General features: G+C 43.1%; 18 protein-coding genes and 1 tRNA gene. 4 read left to right on the top strand and 15 right to left on the bottom strand.

The features are described from left to right. Window positions 1–32: 32 nt before the first annotated feature. A complete protein-coding gene (gene glf / locus WKT01_RS03315; protein ID WP_117974020.1) occupies window positions 33–1133 on the bottom strand; it encodes a UDP-galactopyranose mutase in 1101 nt (366 codons plus the stop codon). A 182-nt stretch (window positions 1134–1315) separates the two neighbouring features. On the opposite strand from glf, the gene WKT01_RS03310 reads away from it, so the two are divergent. Next, window positions 1316–2548, top strand: a complete 1233-nt coding sequence (locus tag WKT01_RS03310; protein WP_117974018.1) for a 6-phosphofructokinase — start codon at window positions 1316–1318, stop codon at window positions 2546–2548. Window positions 2549–2782: 234 nt separating this feature from the next. Next, window positions 2783–2856, top strand: a tRNA-Arg gene (locus tag WKT01_RS03305). Between the two features lie 110 nt (window positions 2857–2966). Here the strand turns inward: WKT01_RS03305 and trpS are convergent. Further along, the gene (gene trpS, locus WKT01_RS03300) at window positions 2967–4052 is read right to left on the bottom strand and encodes a tryptophan--tRNA ligase (RefSeq protein WP_117974016.1); all 1086 of its coding nucleotides are present in this window, start codon (window positions 4050–4052) and stop codon (window positions 2967–2969) included. Window positions 4053–4510: 458 nt separating this feature from the next. On the opposite strand from trpS, the gene WKT01_RS03295 reads away from it, so the two are divergent. Next, window positions 4511–4807 (top strand): helix-turn-helix transcriptional regulator, encoded by a 297-nt coding sequence (locus WKT01_RS03295; RefSeq protein WP_147337194.1) that lies wholly within the window; start codon window positions 4511–4513, stop codon window positions 4805–4807. Between the two features lie 57 nt (window positions 4808–4864). On the opposite strand, the gene WKT01_RS03290 is transcribed toward WKT01_RS03295, so the two are convergent. The 10 genes from WKT01_RS03290 to WKT01_RS03245 all read right to left on the bottom strand — a co-directional run bounded on the left by WKT01_RS03290 (window position 4865) and on the right by WKT01_RS03245 (window position 14320). Next, a complete protein-coding gene (locus tag WKT01_RS03290; RefSeq protein WP_059067990.1) occupies window positions 4865–5539 on the bottom strand; it encodes a phosphatase PAP2 family protein in 675 nt (224 codons plus the stop codon). 129 nt (window positions 5540–5668) lie between these two features. Next, window positions 5669–6484, bottom strand: coding sequence for a glycerophosphodiester phosphodiesterase family protein (locus WKT01_RS03285; protein ID WP_059067983.1), 816 nt, complete (start codon window positions 6482–6484; stop codon window positions 5669–5671). 9 nt (window positions 6485–6493) lie between these two features. After that, entirely contained in the window at window positions 6494–7417 is a 924-nt protein-coding gene (locus WKT01_RS03280) for a diacylglycerol/lipid kinase family protein (protein ID WP_117974014.1), read from the bottom strand. Between the two features lie 16 nt (window positions 7418–7433). Then, a complete protein-coding gene (locus WKT01_RS03275; RefSeq protein WP_059067978.1) occupies window positions 7434–8048 on the bottom strand; it encodes a TetR/AcrR family transcriptional regulator in 615 nt (204 codons plus the stop codon). A gap of 135 nt (window positions 8049–8183) precedes the next feature. Further along, complete coding sequence (mutY, locus tag WKT01_RS03270; protein WP_267304057.1) at window positions 8184–9917, bottom strand: A/G-specific adenine glycosylase; 1734 nt, start codon at window positions 9915–9917, stop codon at window positions 8184–8186. A 140-nt stretch (window positions 9918–10057) separates the two neighbouring features. Beyond that, window positions 10058–10885, bottom strand: a complete 828-nt coding sequence (locus WKT01_RS03265; RefSeq protein WP_059067974.1) for an amino acid ABC transporter ATP-binding protein — start codon at window positions 10883–10885, stop codon at window positions 10058–10060. Next, a complete protein-coding gene (locus WKT01_RS03260; protein WP_059067972.1) occupies window positions 10869–11579 on the bottom strand; it encodes an amino acid ABC transporter permease in 711 nt (236 codons plus the stop codon). The genes WKT01_RS03265 and WKT01_RS03260 overlap by 17 nt, the downstream gene beginning before the upstream one ends. A 77-nt stretch (window positions 11580–11656) precedes the next feature. Then, window positions 11657–12541: a transporter substrate-binding domain-containing protein gene (locus WKT01_RS03255; RefSeq protein WP_059067970.1), complete on the bottom strand. Its 885-nt coding sequence runs from the start codon at window positions 12539–12541 to the stop codon at window positions 11657–11659. A gap of 111 nt (window positions 12542–12652) precedes the next feature. Then, the gene (locus tag WKT01_RS03250; protein WP_340311441.1) at window positions 12653–13480 is read right to left on the bottom strand and encodes an undecaprenyl-diphosphate phosphatase; all 828 of its coding nucleotides are present in this window, start codon (window positions 13478–13480) and stop codon (window positions 12653–12655) included. 12 nt (window positions 13481–13492) lie between these two features. After that, window positions 13493–14320 carry a Cof-type HAD-IIB family hydrolase gene (locus tag WKT01_RS03245; RefSeq protein ID WP_282924003.1) on the bottom strand — a complete coding sequence of 276 codons (828 nt, stop codon included), beginning with the start codon at window positions 14318–14320 and terminating at the stop codon, window positions 13493–13495. Window positions 14321–14537: 217 nt separating this feature from the next. On the opposite strand from WKT01_RS03245, the gene WKT01_RS03240 reads away from it, so the two are divergent. After that, complete coding sequence (locus WKT01_RS03240) at window positions 14538–15620, top strand: cell wall hydrolase (protein WP_340311440.1); 1083 nt, start codon at window positions 14538–14540, stop codon at window positions 15618–15620. A 195-nt stretch (window positions 15621–15815) separates the two neighbouring features. Here the strand turns inward: WKT01_RS03240 and WKT01_RS03235 are convergent, their stop codons facing one another. From WKT01_RS03235 to WKT01_RS03225, 3 genes are all read right to left on the bottom strand, one after another. Next, complete coding sequence (locus tag WKT01_RS03235) at window positions 15816–16682, bottom strand: Rpn family recombination-promoting nuclease/putative transposase (RefSeq protein WP_340311439.1); 867 nt, start codon at window positions 16680–16682, stop codon at window positions 15816–15818. A 640-nt stretch (window positions 16683–17322) separates the two neighbouring features. Next, window positions 17323–17964, bottom strand: coding sequence for a beta-phosphoglucomutase (gene pgmB / locus WKT01_RS03230; RefSeq protein WP_059067963.1), 642 nt, complete (start codon window positions 17962–17964; stop codon window positions 17323–17325). Window positions 17965–17974: 10 nt separating this feature from the next. Continuing rightward, entirely contained in the window at window positions 17975–18796 is an 822-nt protein-coding gene (locus WKT01_RS03225; protein ID WP_059067962.1) for an alpha/beta hydrolase, read from the bottom strand. Window positions 18797–18804: the final 8 nt, after the last annotated feature.

Here is an 18804-nt window from a genome sequence, read left to right as displayed (position 1 = left end):
CTCTTTTATATCCCGTTTACCTTCTTATACACTTAAACGATCTCTTCGACTTTCGCAAGCGCCGCGGCGACGACTTTATCCATATCATAATATTTATACTCGCCGAGACGCCCCCCAAAGACAACGTCCCGCTCTTTTACCGCCAGCTTTTTATACGCTTCATAGAGCCGCTCATTCTTCTCGTCATTCACCGGATAATACGGTTCCATTCCGACTTTCCACGCAGAAGAATACTCTCTGGAAATAACCGTTTTCTCCTGTTTTCCGAAAGCGAAATGTTTATGCTCTATGATCCGGGTATAGGGAATCTCCCTTTCTGTATAATTGACGACCGCATTCCCCTGATAGTTCTCACAGTCCAGCACCTCTGTCTCAAACCGCACAGAACGATATTCAAGAGCGCCCAGACAATACTCGAAATATTCGTCGATCATGCCTGTAAAGATCACCTTCTCCGCAATTTGGGGCTGCTCCTTTTTCAGAGCAAAGAAATCGGTTCCCGTCTTTACTTCTATACCGTCTAACATTCTTTCTACGACAGCGGTATATCCGTCCACCGGTATGCCTTGATAACGATCATTAAAATAGTTATTATCGTAAGTAAAGCGAAACGGAAGCCGCCGGATGATAAATGCCGGCAGTTCTTTACAGTCACGCCCCCATTGCTTCTCTGTGTACCCTTTGATCAGTTTCTCATAGATATCTCTGCCGCCGAGAGACAATGCCTGTTCTTCCAGATTCTTTGGATCGGTGATCCCGGATTCTTCGACCTGACTTTGGATAATGTCCCTCGCTTCCTGTGGTGTACGTATCCCCCACATTTTGCTGAATGTATTCATATTAAATGGAAGATTATATAATTCATCTTTATAAACCGCGATCGGAGAATTGATATAGTTATTAAACTCTGTAAACTGCTTCATATATTCCCAGATTTTTTTATCAGACGTGTGAAAAATGTGCGCTCCGTACTTATGAACTTGGATCCCTTCTATTTCTTCACAATAAATATTTCCTGCGATGTGCTCTCTTTTGTCGATCACAAGACAGCGCTTATTTCTCTTTGTCAGTTCATGCGCCATAACCGCACCATACAGTCCCGCGCCGACGATCAGATAGTCATACTTGCTCATCTTCTCTTTTCCTTTCCAATATGGGATTGTTTCACACTCGTGAAACATCTGAAAATATTATATCATTTTTTTCGCTTGATAATTTTCGTCATTTTAACGATTTATTCCATTTATGCGTTTACAAATTAGGCAAAATGCACTAAAATATAAATTAATAATCTATTGAGACGGAGGTATTCTACATGAAAGGAAACATAATCGTTGGCCAATCCGGCGGACCCACTGCCGCGATCAATTCCAGCCTTGCAGGCGTATACCGTACTGCAAAAGACAGGGGCGCTGAAAAAGTATACGGCATGCTTCACGGAATACAGGGACTGATGCAGGAACGATACATCGACTTGTCCACATTTATTACCAATGAACTGGATGCCGAACTTCTAAAGCGTACGCCGGCGGCATTTTTAGGTTCCTGCCGTTATAAACTGCCGGAGATCCATGAAGACAGGGAGGTATATGAAAAGATCTTCAAAATTCTGGATAAATTAAATATCGAGGCATTCATCTATATCGGCGGCAATGATTCCATGGACACGATCAAAAAACTGTCCGACTATGCCATCGTAACCGGACATCCTACACGTTTTGTCGGCTGTCCTAAAACAATCGACAATGACCTTGCCCTGACCGATCATACTCCTGGCTATGGCAGTGCCGCGAAATATATCGGCACTTCTGTAAAGGAGATCATCCGTGACAGCTTCTGCCTGGAATATAAAAACGGACTTGTATCGATCGTGGAGATCATGGGACGAAACGCAGGCTGGCTGACAGGCGCCGCAGCGCTGGCAAAAGGCGAAGACTGTTCCGGTCCCGATCTTATCTATCTGCCTGAACTTCCCTTTGATATAGAGACGTTCGGCAATAAGGTGAAAGAACTTCTGAAGCAGAAACCTTCTGTCGTTGTGGCAGTCTCTGAAGGGATCCGCCTCGCTGACGGACGGTATGTATGCGAACTGGGACAGAGCATTGATTTTGTAGATGCATTTGGACATAAGCAGCTGTCCGGTACAGCGAATTATCTGGCAAGTTATATTGCCGGAGAGATTGGCTGCAAGACGCGAGCCATCGAATTAAGTTCCCTGCAGCGTTCCGCTTCTCACTGCGCATCCCGTGTAGATATCCTGGAAGCATATCAGGTAGGCGGAGCCGCAGTAAAAGCCGCAGATGAAGGCGATTCCGGCAAGATGGTCGTTCTCAAGCGCCTGTCCGACGATCCTTATCAAAGCGGAACAGAGGTAAAAGACGTACACAAGATCGCCAATGATGAAAAATTAGTTCCAAGAGAGTGGCTGAATGAAGAAGGAACTTATGTGACAGATGAATTCGTCAACTATGTACGGCCGCTGATACAAGGAGACGTGTCTCCTATCATGGTAGACGGAATTCCAAGACATCTGTTCCGTTCTTATTAATTTTTTCAGTTATGTATAAAAGTACGCCGGGCAGGAAAAAGAGTGCCTTGCCCGGCGCTTCTATTCATTTCCTGGCTGCATATACGGACTATAGATATCAGACTGCAAATATTGGGTGAATTTGACAAAATAAAAATTTGCTGCAGAAAAATAAATAATTTTTCTTCCGGTACTTGACAACATCCATGCAATATTATATACTAATATCTGCTGTGAACGAAACATTTCACATGTGTGCGATTAGCTCAGCTGGATAGAGCGTCTGGCTACGGACCAGAAGGTCGGGAGTTCGAATCTTCTATCGCACGTAGAAAAAACTGTTCTGAATTTCAGAACAGTTTTTTTATTGCATAAAATGTGGAACTGTCATGAATCTCTTTTCACACAGTCCCACTTAAAATATGTTCTCTTCTGCCGTTTATTCAGCAAACCTTTCTGCCTGCATAGCGATCAACTCTTGATCTTCAAAATAATTGATCTTCATTGCCTCTTTTACATCATGTAATGTCTGCGCAGCAGTCTCTTCCGCCTTTTCGCTCCCCTTTTTCAAAATCTCATATACATATGGTATATCTTTCTGATATTCTTTCCTGCGATTACGGATCGGTTCTAATTCTGCCTGCAGTACTTTATTTAAGAAACGCTTCACCTTCATATCTCCTAAGCCGCCACGTTTATAATGTGCCTTCAGTTCATCCAGGTCTGTATAGTCCGGCAAAAATTCTGGAAAATACTCTGGTCTGCAAAATGCGTCCAAATACGTAAAGACAGTGTTGCCTTCCAGTTTTCCCGGATCCTCTACACGGATATGTTCCGGATCCGTAAACATACTGAATACTTTCTTCTGTATCTCTTCTGGCTCCTCTGACAGATAGATGCAGTTGCCCAGTGATTTACTCATCTTTGCCTTACCGTCTGTTCCCGGCAGCCGCAGACATGCCTGATTCTCCGGCAGAAGGATCTCCGGCTCCACCAACGTATCCCCATACACGGAATTAAATTTCCGCACGATCTCTTTTGTCTGTTCCAGCATCGGCAGCTGATCCTCTCCTACGGGAACTGTCGTCGCCTTAAATGCCGTGATATCTGCTGCCTGGCTGATCGGATAAGTAAAAAATCCTACCGGGATACTTGCTTCAAAATTCCGCATCTGTATCTCCGACTTCACCGTTGGATTTCTTTGAAGCCTTGATACTGTAACCAGATTCATATAATAAAAGGACAACTCACACAATTCCGGTATCTGAGACTGAATGAACATTGTACATTTCTCCGGTTCCAGACCACAGGCAAGATAATCCAATGCCACCTCTATAATATTCTGACGCACCTTCTCCGGATTATCCGCATTATCCGTCAAAGCCTGTGCATCCGCTATCATTACATACATCTCATCAAGATCATTTCTATTCTGCAGCTCCACCCTGCGCTTTAAAGAACCTACATAGTGCCCCACGTGCAGCCTGCCTGTAGGCCTGTCGCCTGTCAGCATTATCTTTCCCATCTTTTTTCCTCCTGCGCTTCTGAACTTTCTCACCATACAAGGCGAGACACTTTTATTATTATAACACTATCCTTACCTTTTGGGAACGACTATTTCTCTCCAAAAGAAGCTGCCGCACTCTGTTTTTAGTAAATTTAGACATATTTAAGGCTTTGTTTTTATACATCCAGTCACAAATATTCAGTAAACTAGTTTTTCTTATTCTCTTAAGTTCTCCTGGGATACTGCCAGTAATTCCAGTTTTACTTTCGGCTCACCATCATACTCCTTGTCGTTTGCCACGTCATATGCCACCTACTTTTACATTTGCGATCTTGCCCGCTTTCTTTCAATACGTTCACAGAAGCATCCTGCGGTGCTAATACTAATGCGTCAATCCCTGAAGAGATTATACTCTCTCAGTGCCAGAATGCGCCGCCCCTTGAAGAACTGGATATACATATAGCACTCTGCAAATTGTGGAAAGAATTATATACACATCGAACCGACCTGGTCACTCTGGAAACATCGGGGATATCTCTGCGCATGGAATGATGACCTCTCCCATTGAATCTCTGAACCACTATCGGTTAAACCAGGCCAAAAGGCTTCTGGAAACAACAGAAGACTCTGTCACCAACATTGCCTTCAGCGTTGGTTTTGATAATTGCAGTTATTTTAACCGCTTATTTAAACGTACCTTTCATATGACTCCCGGCGAACTGCGCAAATTTTCTGTTCAATATACCGGGACGCACGCAAAAAAGATCCTGTAAAGACCGGGTACAGCTTTACAGAACCTTTTCATCTTTTTATGCGATTTTCCTGTGTACTTATACTGTCTGTTTACTCACATTCGGAGCTTTCCTGCGTTCTGCTGCGTAGACAAACTGATACAATGTATACGCCATTAGACAAGCTCCCATCACATCGATCACCGAATGCTGCTTTAAAAACATCGTAGCCAAGATAATGGATCCGGCCAGAACATATGCGCACGAACTGATCATTTTATGTCTCTTAAGCGTCTTGCTTTCATAAATAGCGATACACGCCGCCAGAGAGTTAAACACATGCAGACTTGGGAATACATTTGTAGGTGTATCCGCCATATAGAGCATCTTCACCATATCTGTAAATATATTATCCCGCGGGAACACGATCGGTCTAAGCGCCAGACCGTTTGGAAACAGCGTGGAGATGACAAGAAAAAGCGTCATCCCTATAAAACTTAACTTTGCCAGCTTATAGAATCCATTTACATCGGTAAAGAAAAAATATAGAAAAACCACAGCAATAAACACGAACCAGAGCAGATAAGGCACGATAAAAAATTCTATAAACGGGATCTTATCGTCCAGCGCCGAGTGGATCACATGATACTCCGATTGTACTGTAATATGCTTTTCCAAATACATAAACCACGGCATGTAGATCAGCACGTAAAGAAATACCCATGCATGTTTATATTTCTTTATAAAATTAAAAACTCTTTCTTTTACTGCCATATAAGCAACTTCCTTCTTTATTAAATTCCTTCAATGTTTTACCGATTATATCACGATTCTATTTTCACAACAATACTCTTCATAAATCCTTAACAAATCTTTTGAATTTCTTTACTACTTCCCCCGTTTCTATCGGCCACGCTCAAAAATATACATTTGAAACCTTCTCTTTGCCTGTCTTATTTCCTTTTCGCCGTGAAGAGTCCACACAGCGATAGGCGCACGAAACAGATACTGATTCAGCCAAAGACTTATATTCGCCGTATCAGACATTTTGTAGGAAATAAAATCCGGACGGCAAAGTGCATTTGTCAATAAATTTTTCACCAGAAAGCGAAATACATAATGCGGATGCTTCCCCGTCCGTGTGAGATTTTCAGACAGCTGGCCTCGTAAAACGTCCGAATGATATTTTTTTATCCAGTGCAGCACAAAACAGTTAAACGACTGGATCATATATCTTCCCTTATATTCTTTCAGCTCTCTTTCCAGATATTCGCATATCTTTGTATCGGTTGTAGGTAGCTTCACTTCGATCAAAAGCGGAACACGCCCGTCCACAAAGGACAGTACATCTCTAAGCAAAGGAATCTTCTCTTTTGTATCCAAAAGGCTGTATGTCCGCATCTCTCGGTAGTCTGTTTCTTCTACCGTCCCGCTTTTTGCGCATACTCTATCGAATGTATCATCATGGAACACAACAATCTTATTATCTTTGGATAAATGGACATCCAACTCGATTCCATACCCTTCCCGCACCGCTGCTCGAAAGGCTGCCATAGAGTTCTCCGGTATTCCCGACTGTGCGCTGTGCAGTCCACGATGCGCCCACCGGACTCCCAAAAACGGATGCATCCTCTCTCTGCCGCCCAAATGCGGTGCTATAAGAAACAGATACAATAGCAAGCAAGACACAAGTATTCCGATTATCAACAACCACTTCATGCGCTCCTCCTAGCAGCCTGCGATCACCCTGATCTTGTCCGGCATCAGACATACTTTCATTTCATCTCTTAAAAATACAGGTTCCCCATCTGTATGGATCGGCAATGGACTCTCCAAATGTACCTCCATACTCTTACACTGCCGTACGCTCACTCCTTTAAATCGCACATGACCGCCCCAGAACGCAGTCGGAAGCAGACAGAGGATCTTCCATTTGGAGATTCCCTCCACTATGATCACATCCAATTTTCCATCCTGCGCCGAGGCCTGCGGACAAAAACGAAAGCCTCCGCCTTCGTATTTCTGATTCATACCAGCAATGAAATATGTTCTGTCACAGACCATCTCTTCTCCGGTATCCAGACAGATCCTGGCACGTACTGTCGGATCCTTTATCAGGCGCCTAAGCGCCACCACTGCATAACTTAATTTTCCCAGATGGAATACATTCAGTATTCTTTTCCACTTGGACAGACAGACCTCATGGCAGACCGCCGCATCAAACCCTATCCCTGCACTTACAGCAAATCTCCTCTGCTTCTCCTTTCGACTCATCACGCCTACATCCATTTCCCGTATATGCCTGCTCTCCAATATCAGTTCCAGTGCTTCTTCCGGTTCTCTTGGAATCTGCATCCCTCTGGCAAAATCATTGCTCGAACCAATCGGTATATAACCAAGTATGGACTTTCGTATATTACAAATCCCATTTAATACTTCATTGACTGTGCCGTCGCCCCCAAGTACCGCAAGAATATGCTCTCTCCCATCCTCTGTGATCCTTCTGGCTATATCTGCCGCGTCTCCTGCACATCTGGTCAGATAGGCATGGTAAGCGATTCTTTTCTTTTTCAACACGGGTTCCAGTCTGTCCCAAATAAGTTTCCCTTTTCCCGATCTAGCGCATGGATTCACAATAAAATTATATTCCATACTTTTTCTCCCATTCCTATTCTTTTCCTTCCTGCAGCGTACTGTCCAGATATCTCTCCAGAGAACGGCTCATATTTCCCTCAAAATCGGTATGTCCGTTTCTAAGGCACCACTCGAACACATTGCCGATCACGATCATACGAATATCTGTTGTAAATTCCTCGATCTCTCCCCGAAGGGAAATAACGCCGGTCTGTACCGCCTTTTCTACATAATTCTGTACCGTTACGATCGGGTAAGGGCGCTCTGTCCGGATCGCCGGGTTCAGCGCCTGATTTTTTGTATCATAATATCCCGACATAAACTCCACGCCCAGCTTGCGGCAATACTGCACATAATTGAGATAAACTTCCACGATTGCCCGACTAGCCTCCCGTGCACTCTTTGGCGCGGCCAGATAATCCGGGTTTACTCTGGGCTGATCTTCTATATAATAAGACAGCAGATCATCCTTTGTTTTAAAATGATGGTAAAAACTTCCGTTAGACACACCGGCTTCTTCACATATATTTTTGATAGAAAGTTCCTCATACCCCTTCTTCTGCAAAATATTCTTTGCCGCCTGGAAAATCTTTTCTTTCGTTTCCTTTGATTTCTGCTGCTGCTTGGACAGCTCCGCCTGTTCTCCCATTGGATACACCCTTTCTTATACGCATTCACGAAAATTTTCTACTTTAATAACTGTTCTTATTTTTTAGTGTAGCACAAACATAGTATAGATTCAAGAAAACAGAGCGGGCTCTAATATCTTTGCAATACCTCTCTGCTATCCTTCCAGCGCACATCTGTATGCCTCAAACGCGGATGGAATCGGATATTTTGCGTCTATTTCTTTTCGTTTGGCGAAAATCATATCCGAACCAGTATTTTTTTCCAGTTCATCTACCAATATCTCATACCCTTTCATATGCCATTCTACATGGCTGAAAATGTGTTTTGCATCCTGCAGCTTTTTCACCCGGATTGGAGACAATCCGACAGATTGACTGTAAGCGATTACTTCTTTTCTTCCCAAATGTCCTTCCACATTAGGAAATTCATACAAGCCCGCCAGGAGTCCTTTGTCCGGCCGTTTTCGGATTGCCACCGCGTCTGTGTCCCTGAACACGAAAACCGTACGTTTCTCTCCCTTTCTTCCTTTTGCTTTCTGTCTGACAGGCAGGAGATCCTGTTTTCCCTGCTCAAAGGCAAGACACCATTCCTTCACCGGGCAAATAGCACATTTAGGTTCTTTTCCCGGAATACATATAAGGGCTCCTAGTTCGATCAAGCCTTGATTAAAATCTGAAACAGCATCTTCCGGGATAACTTCCTCCACCAACTGCTCTATCCTCTTTCTCACACCTGCCTTCATAATATCTTCCTCATTGGCAAGTATCCTAGAAACCACTCTTAGCACATTTCCGTCTACGGCGGGTTTGGGTATTCCATATGCAAAAGAACTGACAGCTCCCGCCGTATAACTGCCGATTCCTTTCAGAGCCGCGATTTCTTCAAAATCACGAGGGAACTCACCATCATGCTTCTCCATGATCTGCCGCGCCGCAATCTGCATATTCCGTACACGATTATAGTATCCAAGGCCCTCCCAAAGTTTCAGAAGTTTCTCCTCTTCTGCTTCTGCCAACGCCTTTACATTCGGAAGCGCTTTTAAAAACCTCTCATAATATGGCTTTACCGCCTCCACCCGTGTCTGCTGAAGCATAATTTCAGAGACCCATACCCGGTATGCGTCTGCCTGTTCCCTCCAGGGCAGTTTTCTTTTATTTTTCCGATACCAGCTTACAATAGGATCTACCGTTTCTTTCAGCCGAGGGCACTCTAATATGACCGGTACTTTCTTCCTGATCTCAATACAGTCTGTTCCCACCTTGCAATCATATGCCACAACATGGACGCCTTTTTGTACTGCTTCTTTTAATGCTTCCGCAAATGCGGGATGGGTGTCTGTATTCGGTGTGAAGTAACGTACACCCTGCATCTGAACGACAAAAAATATATATGTCTCGTAACCTTCTTTTTTTGCCTCGCACAATTCCCGTACATGCTTCACAGCCCTCTCACTGGGAGCGTCCGGAAAACGGCATACACCGTTTTCTTCCAGTGTCACCCCTTTTACTTCTATAAATATCTTTCGTTTGCCTGTCTCCACATATAGATCAAACCTAGAGTTTTTGTAGGTCTTTTCCGGCTGTACCAATGTCACGTCTTCAAACATCCCGCCTGCTTCTATCCATTCTTTTACGACTTTATTCGGAATCTGCGAATCCATATTTATGAGGCGGCTTTCCTTTTGTACGGCGATCAGATCCCACTTTGTCCTGCGCTTTTCACTCTCATTTTCCTGCACATAGACTTTCGTGCCCACTTTTAGAAGTTCTGCGCACCTCCCTGTATTCTTTACATGTACCGTCTCCTGCTTTCCATGCAGTTCCACATAAGCTATAAACCGGTTCGGCCTTTCCAGAAATGTCCCTGTTTCTATTCTCTCATATTTCATTTTGTCTCTCACCCGCTCCTTTTTCCTCGTGCTGTTTGCATAATACGGCTTAGGAACCTGTCTTTTCTGCAAAAATAAAGAAAAGGAACTACGTACATATTCGTCATAGTTCCCTTTTCGTCAGCCTCTTTCCATTAAAACTATAGAATTTTGGATAAAAATTCTTTCAGCCTTGCATCTTTCGGATTTCCAAAGAACTCTTTTGGAGGCGCTTCTTCTACGATACGGCCTTCGTCCATAAAGATCACCCTGGAAGCCACTTCTCTTGCAAACCCCATTTCATGCGTGACAACTACCATTGTCATGCCATCCTGAGCAAGTTTTTTCATCAATTCCAAGACTTCTCCGACCATCTCCGGATCCAATGCGGAAGTAGGCTCGTCAAATAAAATAACATCTGGATTCATAGCAAGTGAACGGATGATCGCCACACGCTGCTTCTGTCCGCCTGACAAAGTAGAGGGATACGCATCTGCCTTATCATCCAGTCCAATTCTTTTCAAAAGTTCCAATGCCTGCTGTTTTGTCTCTTCTTTTATCTGCTCCTTTGTCGTATCGACTAAGATCAGTTCTTTTTTATTTTTCCCGCGGAAAAGATTGGTCATCCGGGTCATCCTGTTTTTTCTCTTTATCTTTTTTAGATCTTTGCATCTTAAATACGCCGGAGCCATCATGATATTCTGCAGCACTGTCTTATTATTAAAAAGATTAAAATGCTGAAATACCATGCCCATTTTACGGCGATGCAGGTTAATGTCCACTTTTATATCCGCTATGTCCACCCCATTAAAAATGATACTGCCTCCTGTGGGGTCTTCCATACAGTTTAAGCAACGCAGAAACGTACTTTTTCCAGAGCCTGATGGTCCGAGCACAGCTACAATATCCCCTTTATTGATCGTGATATTGATATCTTTGAGTACTTCTATATTTCCAAAACTTTTCTTAAGATTAATTACGTCTATCACTCTTTTGCAGGCTCCTTTCCAATAATTTCACGAGCAGAGAGATCAAAAGTACCAGCGCGATATAGATCAGTGCCATTACCAGATAGGGAACCATAAACTCATAGCTGTTGGTTCCGATATAGTTAAACGCCACGTAGAGGTCTGCTGCCCCTACAAAGCTTACGACAGAAGTCTCCTTGATCAACGCGATAAATTCATTGCCCAGTGTCGGAAGAATGTTCTTGACAGCTTGTGGGATAACGATTTTTGTCATACTGGCACCAAAACTCAATCCCACTGCACGTCCTGCTTCCATCTGACCGGGATCTACCGACTGGATTCCACTTCGCATGATCTCCGATATGTATGCCCCGCTGTTCAGCCCAAACACCAACATAGACACCTGTACCCCTGTCAGCTTCCAGCCGATGATCGGAAGTAATACATAGTAAAAGACCAAGAGTTGCACGACCACCGGTGTCCCTCGGAACAAAGCCACGTAAAATCCACATATACCGTTTAGGATCCTCGGCAGTACTTTATACTTCGGCAGCACACGCACGGTCGCAATGATCGTACCGATAAGAATACCGATGATCAGACCACATACCGCTATCATCAAGGTATTCTGCAGCCCTTCTATCACTTTTACATAGCCATTCTGCTCCAGAAAAATTTCTATAAATTTGTCTATTTTCTGACTAAAATTGCCCATTGTTTTCCCTTCTCAAAAGAAGGAAGGCGTTTTCCAATCTATTTCGCCTTCCTTTTTTCTTCATCCTGTTTTATGTATTAAAGCATTTCGTTGATAGATTCTGAAATAGCTGTTGCCGGAGCAGCGTCGATGATCACATACTGGATGTTGCCGTTCAACATATCCTGCACAGCTAAAGACCCACTCTTATATGTCTGACATTTTGCCGGAAGTCCCGGAAAACCAAGGTCTTCACTTCCTTCCACATAACTTTGTCCTGTTGTTCCCTGCTGTACTCCGATAACATCAGATTCTTTCAGTTCGCCCAGCTTTGCAGCTATTGCTTCCGCATCTTTCAAATCATCAAATTCTGTATTATCGCTCGGTACAATCAGACGCTGAGAAGCCTGATAATAAGAATCCGTAAAGGTTACATATTCCTTTCTGTCTTCGCTGATCGTCAATCCGGCCATAGCAATATCACATTTCTCTTGTCCTACAGAAAGACATACCGCATCAAAATCCATATTCTGGATAACCAATTCTTTTCCTAATTTATCAGCAAGTAAAGAAGCGATCTCCATATCGATCCCGTAGTAATCTTCGCCCTTTGTATACTCAAATGGCTCAAACGCAGCATTTGTCGCAACTACCAGCTGGTCTTTTGCTTCATCCAGCTTCGCGGATTTTACTGCTTCCGGCTCGCCGCCGCCAAAATATTTGTCACAGATCTCATCCAGAGTACCGTCTTCCTTGATCTCGGCAATGAAAGCATTTACTTCTTCCAAAAGCTCCGGCTGATTTTTATCTACTCCAAAGGCATATTCTTCATTTGTAAGATCAACATCGATCACCTTCGCAGATACAGCGCCGCCCTTTGCGTCATCAGAACTGTTCTCTTTTCCTTCCTCTTTGCTTCCACATCCGACAGCCATACCTGTTACTAAAGCTGCCGTCAGACACAGTGCCAAAAACTTCTTCATTATTATCTCCTCCAATTTTATCTTTCATTTTGCATAATAATACAATTCGTGCTTATAATTTTAACACGTTTCCTGTAAAAATCAACCCTTACATTACATTTAATTTATTTTTTATGCAAAAAATGCCACAAGCCCAAAATACAAAAATACAATGATACCCAGGACGATCCTATAATATCCGAATGCTTTAAAATCATGATTCTGTATGTATTTCATCAAAAATTTAATAGCGAATATAGAGACAAGGAAAGAAACGAGCATTCCCAGAAGCAAAAGAAATACTTCCATTCCGGTAAATCCCAGACCAAAATAACGTAATTTTACCAGGCTTGCCCCAAACATCGCAGGGATTGCGAGAAAAAAAGTAAATTCAGCGGCAACACTTCTAGCTGTCCCCAAAATCAGCGCTCCTACGATCGTCGCTCCGGACCGTGACGTCCCCGGGATCATTGCCAGCATCTGAAATACGCCGATAAGCAATACCGTAGGTATCGTAAGCTGGGATATTTTATTGATCTTCGGAGTCTTGCCCTTATGATAGTTTTCTACTACAATAAAGAGAACGCCGTATAAGATCAGCATGGCCGCGACCACATAAGAATTGTTAAACTTTTCTTCTATAAAATCATTGAATAAAATTCCTACGACTCCCGCTGGGATAGAGCCGATCACGACTTTTATCCAGAGCTGCATGGTCATCATCTTCTGTTTCTGCGTTTTCCGCGGTGAAAAAGGATTCAGCCGATGAAAATAAATAACCACTACTGCCAGGATCGCACCCAGCTGTATCACTACATTAAACATATCAATAAATGCCTGGCTTACATCCAGTTTGATAAATTCTTCTACCAGGATCAAATGTCCTGTACTGCTGATTGGAAGCCACTCTGTAATTCCCTCTACTATTCCCAGTATGATGACTTTTAATGCCTCTAACATGTTATTCCTCCTTTAAAGAACAAACTTTTCGATCGCTTTTGCCACACCTTCTTCTTCATTTGTTCCTGTAATATAATCTGCTGCTTTTTTCACCTGTTCTTCTGCGTTTCCCATGGCAACACCAAAGCCTACTTCTCTGAGCATCGCCTCATCATTGTCTCCATCACCGCATGCCATGATCTCTTCCCGTTCTATTCCAAGTAATTGCCCCAGTTCCACGAGTGCTTTGCCTTTATTCACACCCTGGCCATTTACCTCTATATTATATCCCAGAGAACCGACAAGTACAATTTCTTTGTCCTGCCCTAACTCTCTCAAAGCTCTTTCTCTTTCGTCCATATCCGCAAACAAAAACTGCATCTTGTCAACAGGTCCGTTGATCTTTTTCAAAAACTCCGTAATATCCGGCACTGTTGTCCTTGTAGAACGGACATATTGCCACATATTGGGATTCTTATGATACTGGCATATTTTTTCAAACTGTTCCTTTTCTATATACCCTTTGCCCTCAAAATATACCTCTTGTAATGTATCATATTTCCGTGCGATTTCCAATGTTTTTTTCGCCTTTTCAAATGGAAGCAGATGTTCTATCAGCGCCTTTTGTGTTTTCGTCTCGATCACTCTCGCTCCATTGGAGGTCAGTGCATAGGACATACCGGATAGATTTTTAAGTTCTTCAGGCACGCCTATCCATGGCCTTCCTGTAGCGATCAGTACTACCACACCTTGATCGATAGCTTTTTGAAGTATATCTCTTGTATATGGCAATATTTCTTTCTTATCATTAAACAACGTACCATCCAGGTCCAAACCAATCATTTTGATCTTATGTCTCATCTTTCTTTTTTCCTTTCCTGTGTTCTAGGAGTAAGGCAAGAAAAAATATCTTATTTCCCACCCATTTCTCTTTTTCAATTCCCTGTCCTATATTGGATATTTATTAAAAATCTATAACATATTCTATCAAAATTTGCCTAACAAAGCAATTTATAGTATAATAGCTTGCGTACAAGTTTAATTTATGAAAAACGAAACTCAGAAAGGAATTAAAAATATGGAATTGCATTCAAAGCACAGACGGCTGACTGGACTCTGTATCATATGCTGTCTCGTACTCACACTTTCCCTTTTTCCCGCTTACGCAGAAGATTCGGAAAGCCTGGAAAGCAAAACCTCCGAACTTGAAAGTCAACTAGCTGGTATCAACCAGGAAATGGTTTCTATCAGTGAAGAGATTTCTACCATAGAAATGCAGGTTGCGATCACCAGCGGTGAAATCCAAAGAACAGAAGAATCGTTAGAAATAGCAGAGGAAAACGAAGCAGAGCAATACGCCAACATGAAGACTCGTATTAAATATATGTATGAAAACGGGGATGCAACACTATTAGAATGGCTTTGCTCTGCAGAAAGTCTGTCAGATTTTTTAAACAAAGCAGATTTTATCCAGAACATCAGTGATTATGATCGAAATATGCTTCTGGAGCTTCAGGAAACGCAGCAACAGATCGCAAATGAAAAACAAACTCTGGAAAATCAGCAGACTTCTCTGACAGAACTGCAGAGCAGTCTGGAAACACAGCAGGCAGAATTACAGGCCAAGGCAGAAGCCACTTCTACAGATCTGGCGCAGTTCCAGGTGAAGCTGGCGGAGGCGAAAGCCGCGGAAGCTGCAGCGGCACAGGCAGAAGCCCAAAAGCAGGAGTCCCAGGAGACGATCTCTCCGGGCGGAAATTCAAATGGCTCCTATGACGACTCCATCATAAACGGCGGCGGCTCTAATGTCTCAGAAAATGAAGTCACTCTACTGGCTGCTCTGCTTCAATGTGAAGCATATCAAGACTATGATTCTCTTCTCGCCGTAGCAACCGTCGTGATGAACCGAGTCGCTGACCCCAGATTTCCAAATACGGTTACAGATGTGATCTATGCAGGCGGACAGTTTGAACCTGTGTGGACTGGGCGGCTGGAGGCAGTCCTATCACAAGGACCCACTTCTCTGTCCATGCAGGTAGCTCAGGACGCAGTAAACGGCGCTCGTCTTGCTGCCGTAGCGGACTGCTATTATTTCCTGTATGCAGGTACCGGACATGCGGGAATCAATATAGGGAACAATGTATTTTTCCCAAGTTGGTAAATAAAAATGCGTAATAAAAGAGGACGATAGCACTTTCAACTATCGTCCTCTTGATTATTTGTCTTTCTGCCGATATATTGGAAAAAACTTCCGGCAATCTTGCTGACAGAGCCCTCCTCGTATCATTGACAGCAAATATCCGCAAAACAGTCACTAATATACGACTTCTTTTGGTATTAGAACAATATCTTTTACCTACATAACTTTCTGCTCTTCTATCAATGTCAGAACAGTATCGATATCTGTCTCCAGTATCTCCGCTATCTCTTCGGCTGAATATCCCTTTTGAACTTTCTTTTTTATCAATTCCTGCAATGTTTGCTTACCACCCTGTGCCAGTCCCTCCTTTAATCCGGCGGCATGCCCTTCCTCACGCGCTGCATTTTGCTCCATGATTTTTTCTTCCCAAGCCTGCATATATCTCACTCCGATCTTTTCACTGGATTTAATCGCCCGGATGCGTTTCTGGATCTTATGGATCCGCTCACTGGCGCAGTTCCTGCTCACTTCCTCCGTGGTGTGCTCCATATATTTGAGGAGTTCCACCAGTTCTTCCGGCACACCTTCTGTATTCTTTCCGTGTGTGTTCAGAAAGATACGGACAGCGTCGTCTCCCAGAGAGAGTTCCGGCACTTCTTCACACTGCATGCGAAAGGTATAGCGGTACAATCCATATCCGAACAGATCAAAGGGACAGATCAGGATGATATACACGGGATTCAATTTCTGGAAGCTAACTTCTCCCGGCGCTAAAAGATTGGAGTCGATCAGCGCCTGGTAGAAGCGGCTCCGTTTCGGAAGGTTTCCTGTATTGTTCTGTTGGACTTCTGTATTATAGACTGTGTCCTTCTCATCCATTGCCCATACATCCAGCCGCACATAGCGATTCAGAGGATGGATGCGCAGTTCCTTCTCCGTCTGGGGAAGCAGTTTTAATACGACTTCTTTGCCTAAGATAATCTCCAGTATATCCTGCATAGTATCCGGGTCTTCCGCCGCCTGCGCGAATAAAAAACGATCCAGCAGGTTCAAATCCTGCAATGGTTTTTGTTTTTGTTCCATATGTACTTTTCTCCTTTCATTATAGGGAAAAGCCCACTGGTTTACAACACTTTTCCTAAATTGCCTGTGACATACTGCTGAAAATTTCCGGCACAGGTATGTGATTTTACTTATTTGGGTAAATGTTTACGAATATCCAAGATAAAATTCCGGATATATCGACGCTCCAGTAACTGGATAAATAGAATGTTCTGCACAGAACAGATCCTCAGACTGTGTTTTAGAAAAACACAAGACTCTTTTTTCTAGATGCGCATCTAAAGAGATACTATTACCTTAACACACCAGAAGATAAACTACAACAAAATAATATAGAAACTTAACGAAGCAACAAGCAGTGCGAAAAGAACAGATCATGCCATGTGTCATGCTTGCATGTAAACAGGGTGTGATCTGTTTCTTTTCATTCGGCGACTGCCTATAGCGAAATGAAGCGAAAGCGAAATTGAGGAATCTGCCTTCTAATAGTGGAGTAAAACTTCTGATTGGAGGAGACAGCAAAGAACCACTGTGTCAGATAAACAAGGCATTGACAGGAGCGTTCCGAATACAGTTCACCTGGTTCTTGGCGTACCTTCCCTAAATAAATTTGACTTTTTCTATAAAAGACAATTCGTCAGTTAAATTTCTATTTTTTCGTCTAGTATATAGTTTGCAATTCCGTAAATGTTGTTATATGGTAGTCTGCCTTCTCGCACTGACAGGCTGCTCCTATCCCGACCGCTTCCATCCCACCTGCCTTTGCGGCGCAGATTCCAGCTTCTGCGTCTTCCACTACCACGCATTGCGCAGGAGACAAATCCAAAAATTGTGCTGCCTTTAAGAATACTTCCGGATCCGGTTTAGAATTTTTGATATTATTTCCATCAGATATCGCATCAAACCAATCTGTCAGTTCCGTTTGCCGGAGAATAAGTTTTGCATTCTTGCTGGAAGAACCAATCGCCAGAAGATACCCTTGTTTTTTTAAATAGTATAATGTTTCTATTACGCTGGGAGATACATCTTTTTTCCCCATAGTCTGCAAAAACTGTACATAATATTGATTTTTTTCTTCTGCCAGTTTTATTTTTTCCTCCAAACTCATGTAAGCCCTATCCACATACTCTTCTAAAACAATTTCCAGACTCTCCATCCTGCTTACCCCGCGCAGTCTGTCATTCTTCTTTTCATCAAAAGCAACGCCTAATTTATCTGCAATCTTTTTCCACGCCTGATAATGCAGGCGATCTGTGGACACAAGCACGCCATCTAAGTCAAAAATAATTCCTTTTATTTCCATATTTCCACCCTTACTTTTCCAACTCTTTCATCCAGGCCTCTGATAATTTCAGCCAATCCTGACAATGCTTTTGTATTCCAAATCCGGTTTCTTTTACCTGTGTCTCCTCATTGGCCAGGGATAAACCATGTGGTCCATGAGGGAAAATGTGTACTTCCATCGGAATTCCAGCTCTTTGCAGAGCTTCAGCAAAAAACAACGTATTTTCAACAGGTACTGTCTCGTCGTCATATGTATGCCATAAAAAGGTGGGAGGTGTGTCCGCACTCACCTGTTTTTCCAGACTCAAACTATCTGCTTTTTCTTTCGTATAGTGTGTTCCCAGCAGATTTTCAAAACTTTCAGCATGCCCTTCTGGTCCGTAGAGTATCACCGGATAACTTAAAATCATCCCATTTGGCCGCATTTGCTCTCTATCTATGCCTGCCGCATCTTCCAGCCATTCCTTATTCCAGAACACACCTAAACTTGCAGCCAGATGTCCGCCTGCCGAAAACCCTAGTACGATCATCTTATCTTTATCTATACCATACTCTTGTGCATGCTCTCTTAAATATGCCATGCTCCAAGCCAACTCGCAAAGAGCCTGCGGAAATTCTGCCGGTTTTACGCTGTATTTCAGCACACAGGCATGATATCCCATTGCTGTATACTGTATGGCAACCGCTTCTGCCTCCCGGTCTGAAGTCATCCTGTAGCCTCCGCCGGGACAGATCACGATCATTGGACGTTTTCTGCTCGCATCTATTTCTTCATAATTATCTAAAATATACGTATGCAGCTCTGCCTGTGAAGATTTTTTTGTTTTTATCGCAATCGTATTACATCTCATAGTCTCAC

It is taken from the genome of Mediterraneibacter sp. ICN-202921 (genome assembly GCF_037890075.1).
Taxonomy (GTDB): domain Bacteria; phylum Bacillota; class Clostridia; order Lachnospirales; family Lachnospiraceae; genus Mediterraneibacter; species Mediterraneibacter massiliensis.
Note: the sequence above shows the minus strand (reverse complement) of the source record. Positions and strands in the feature narration are given on the sequence as shown.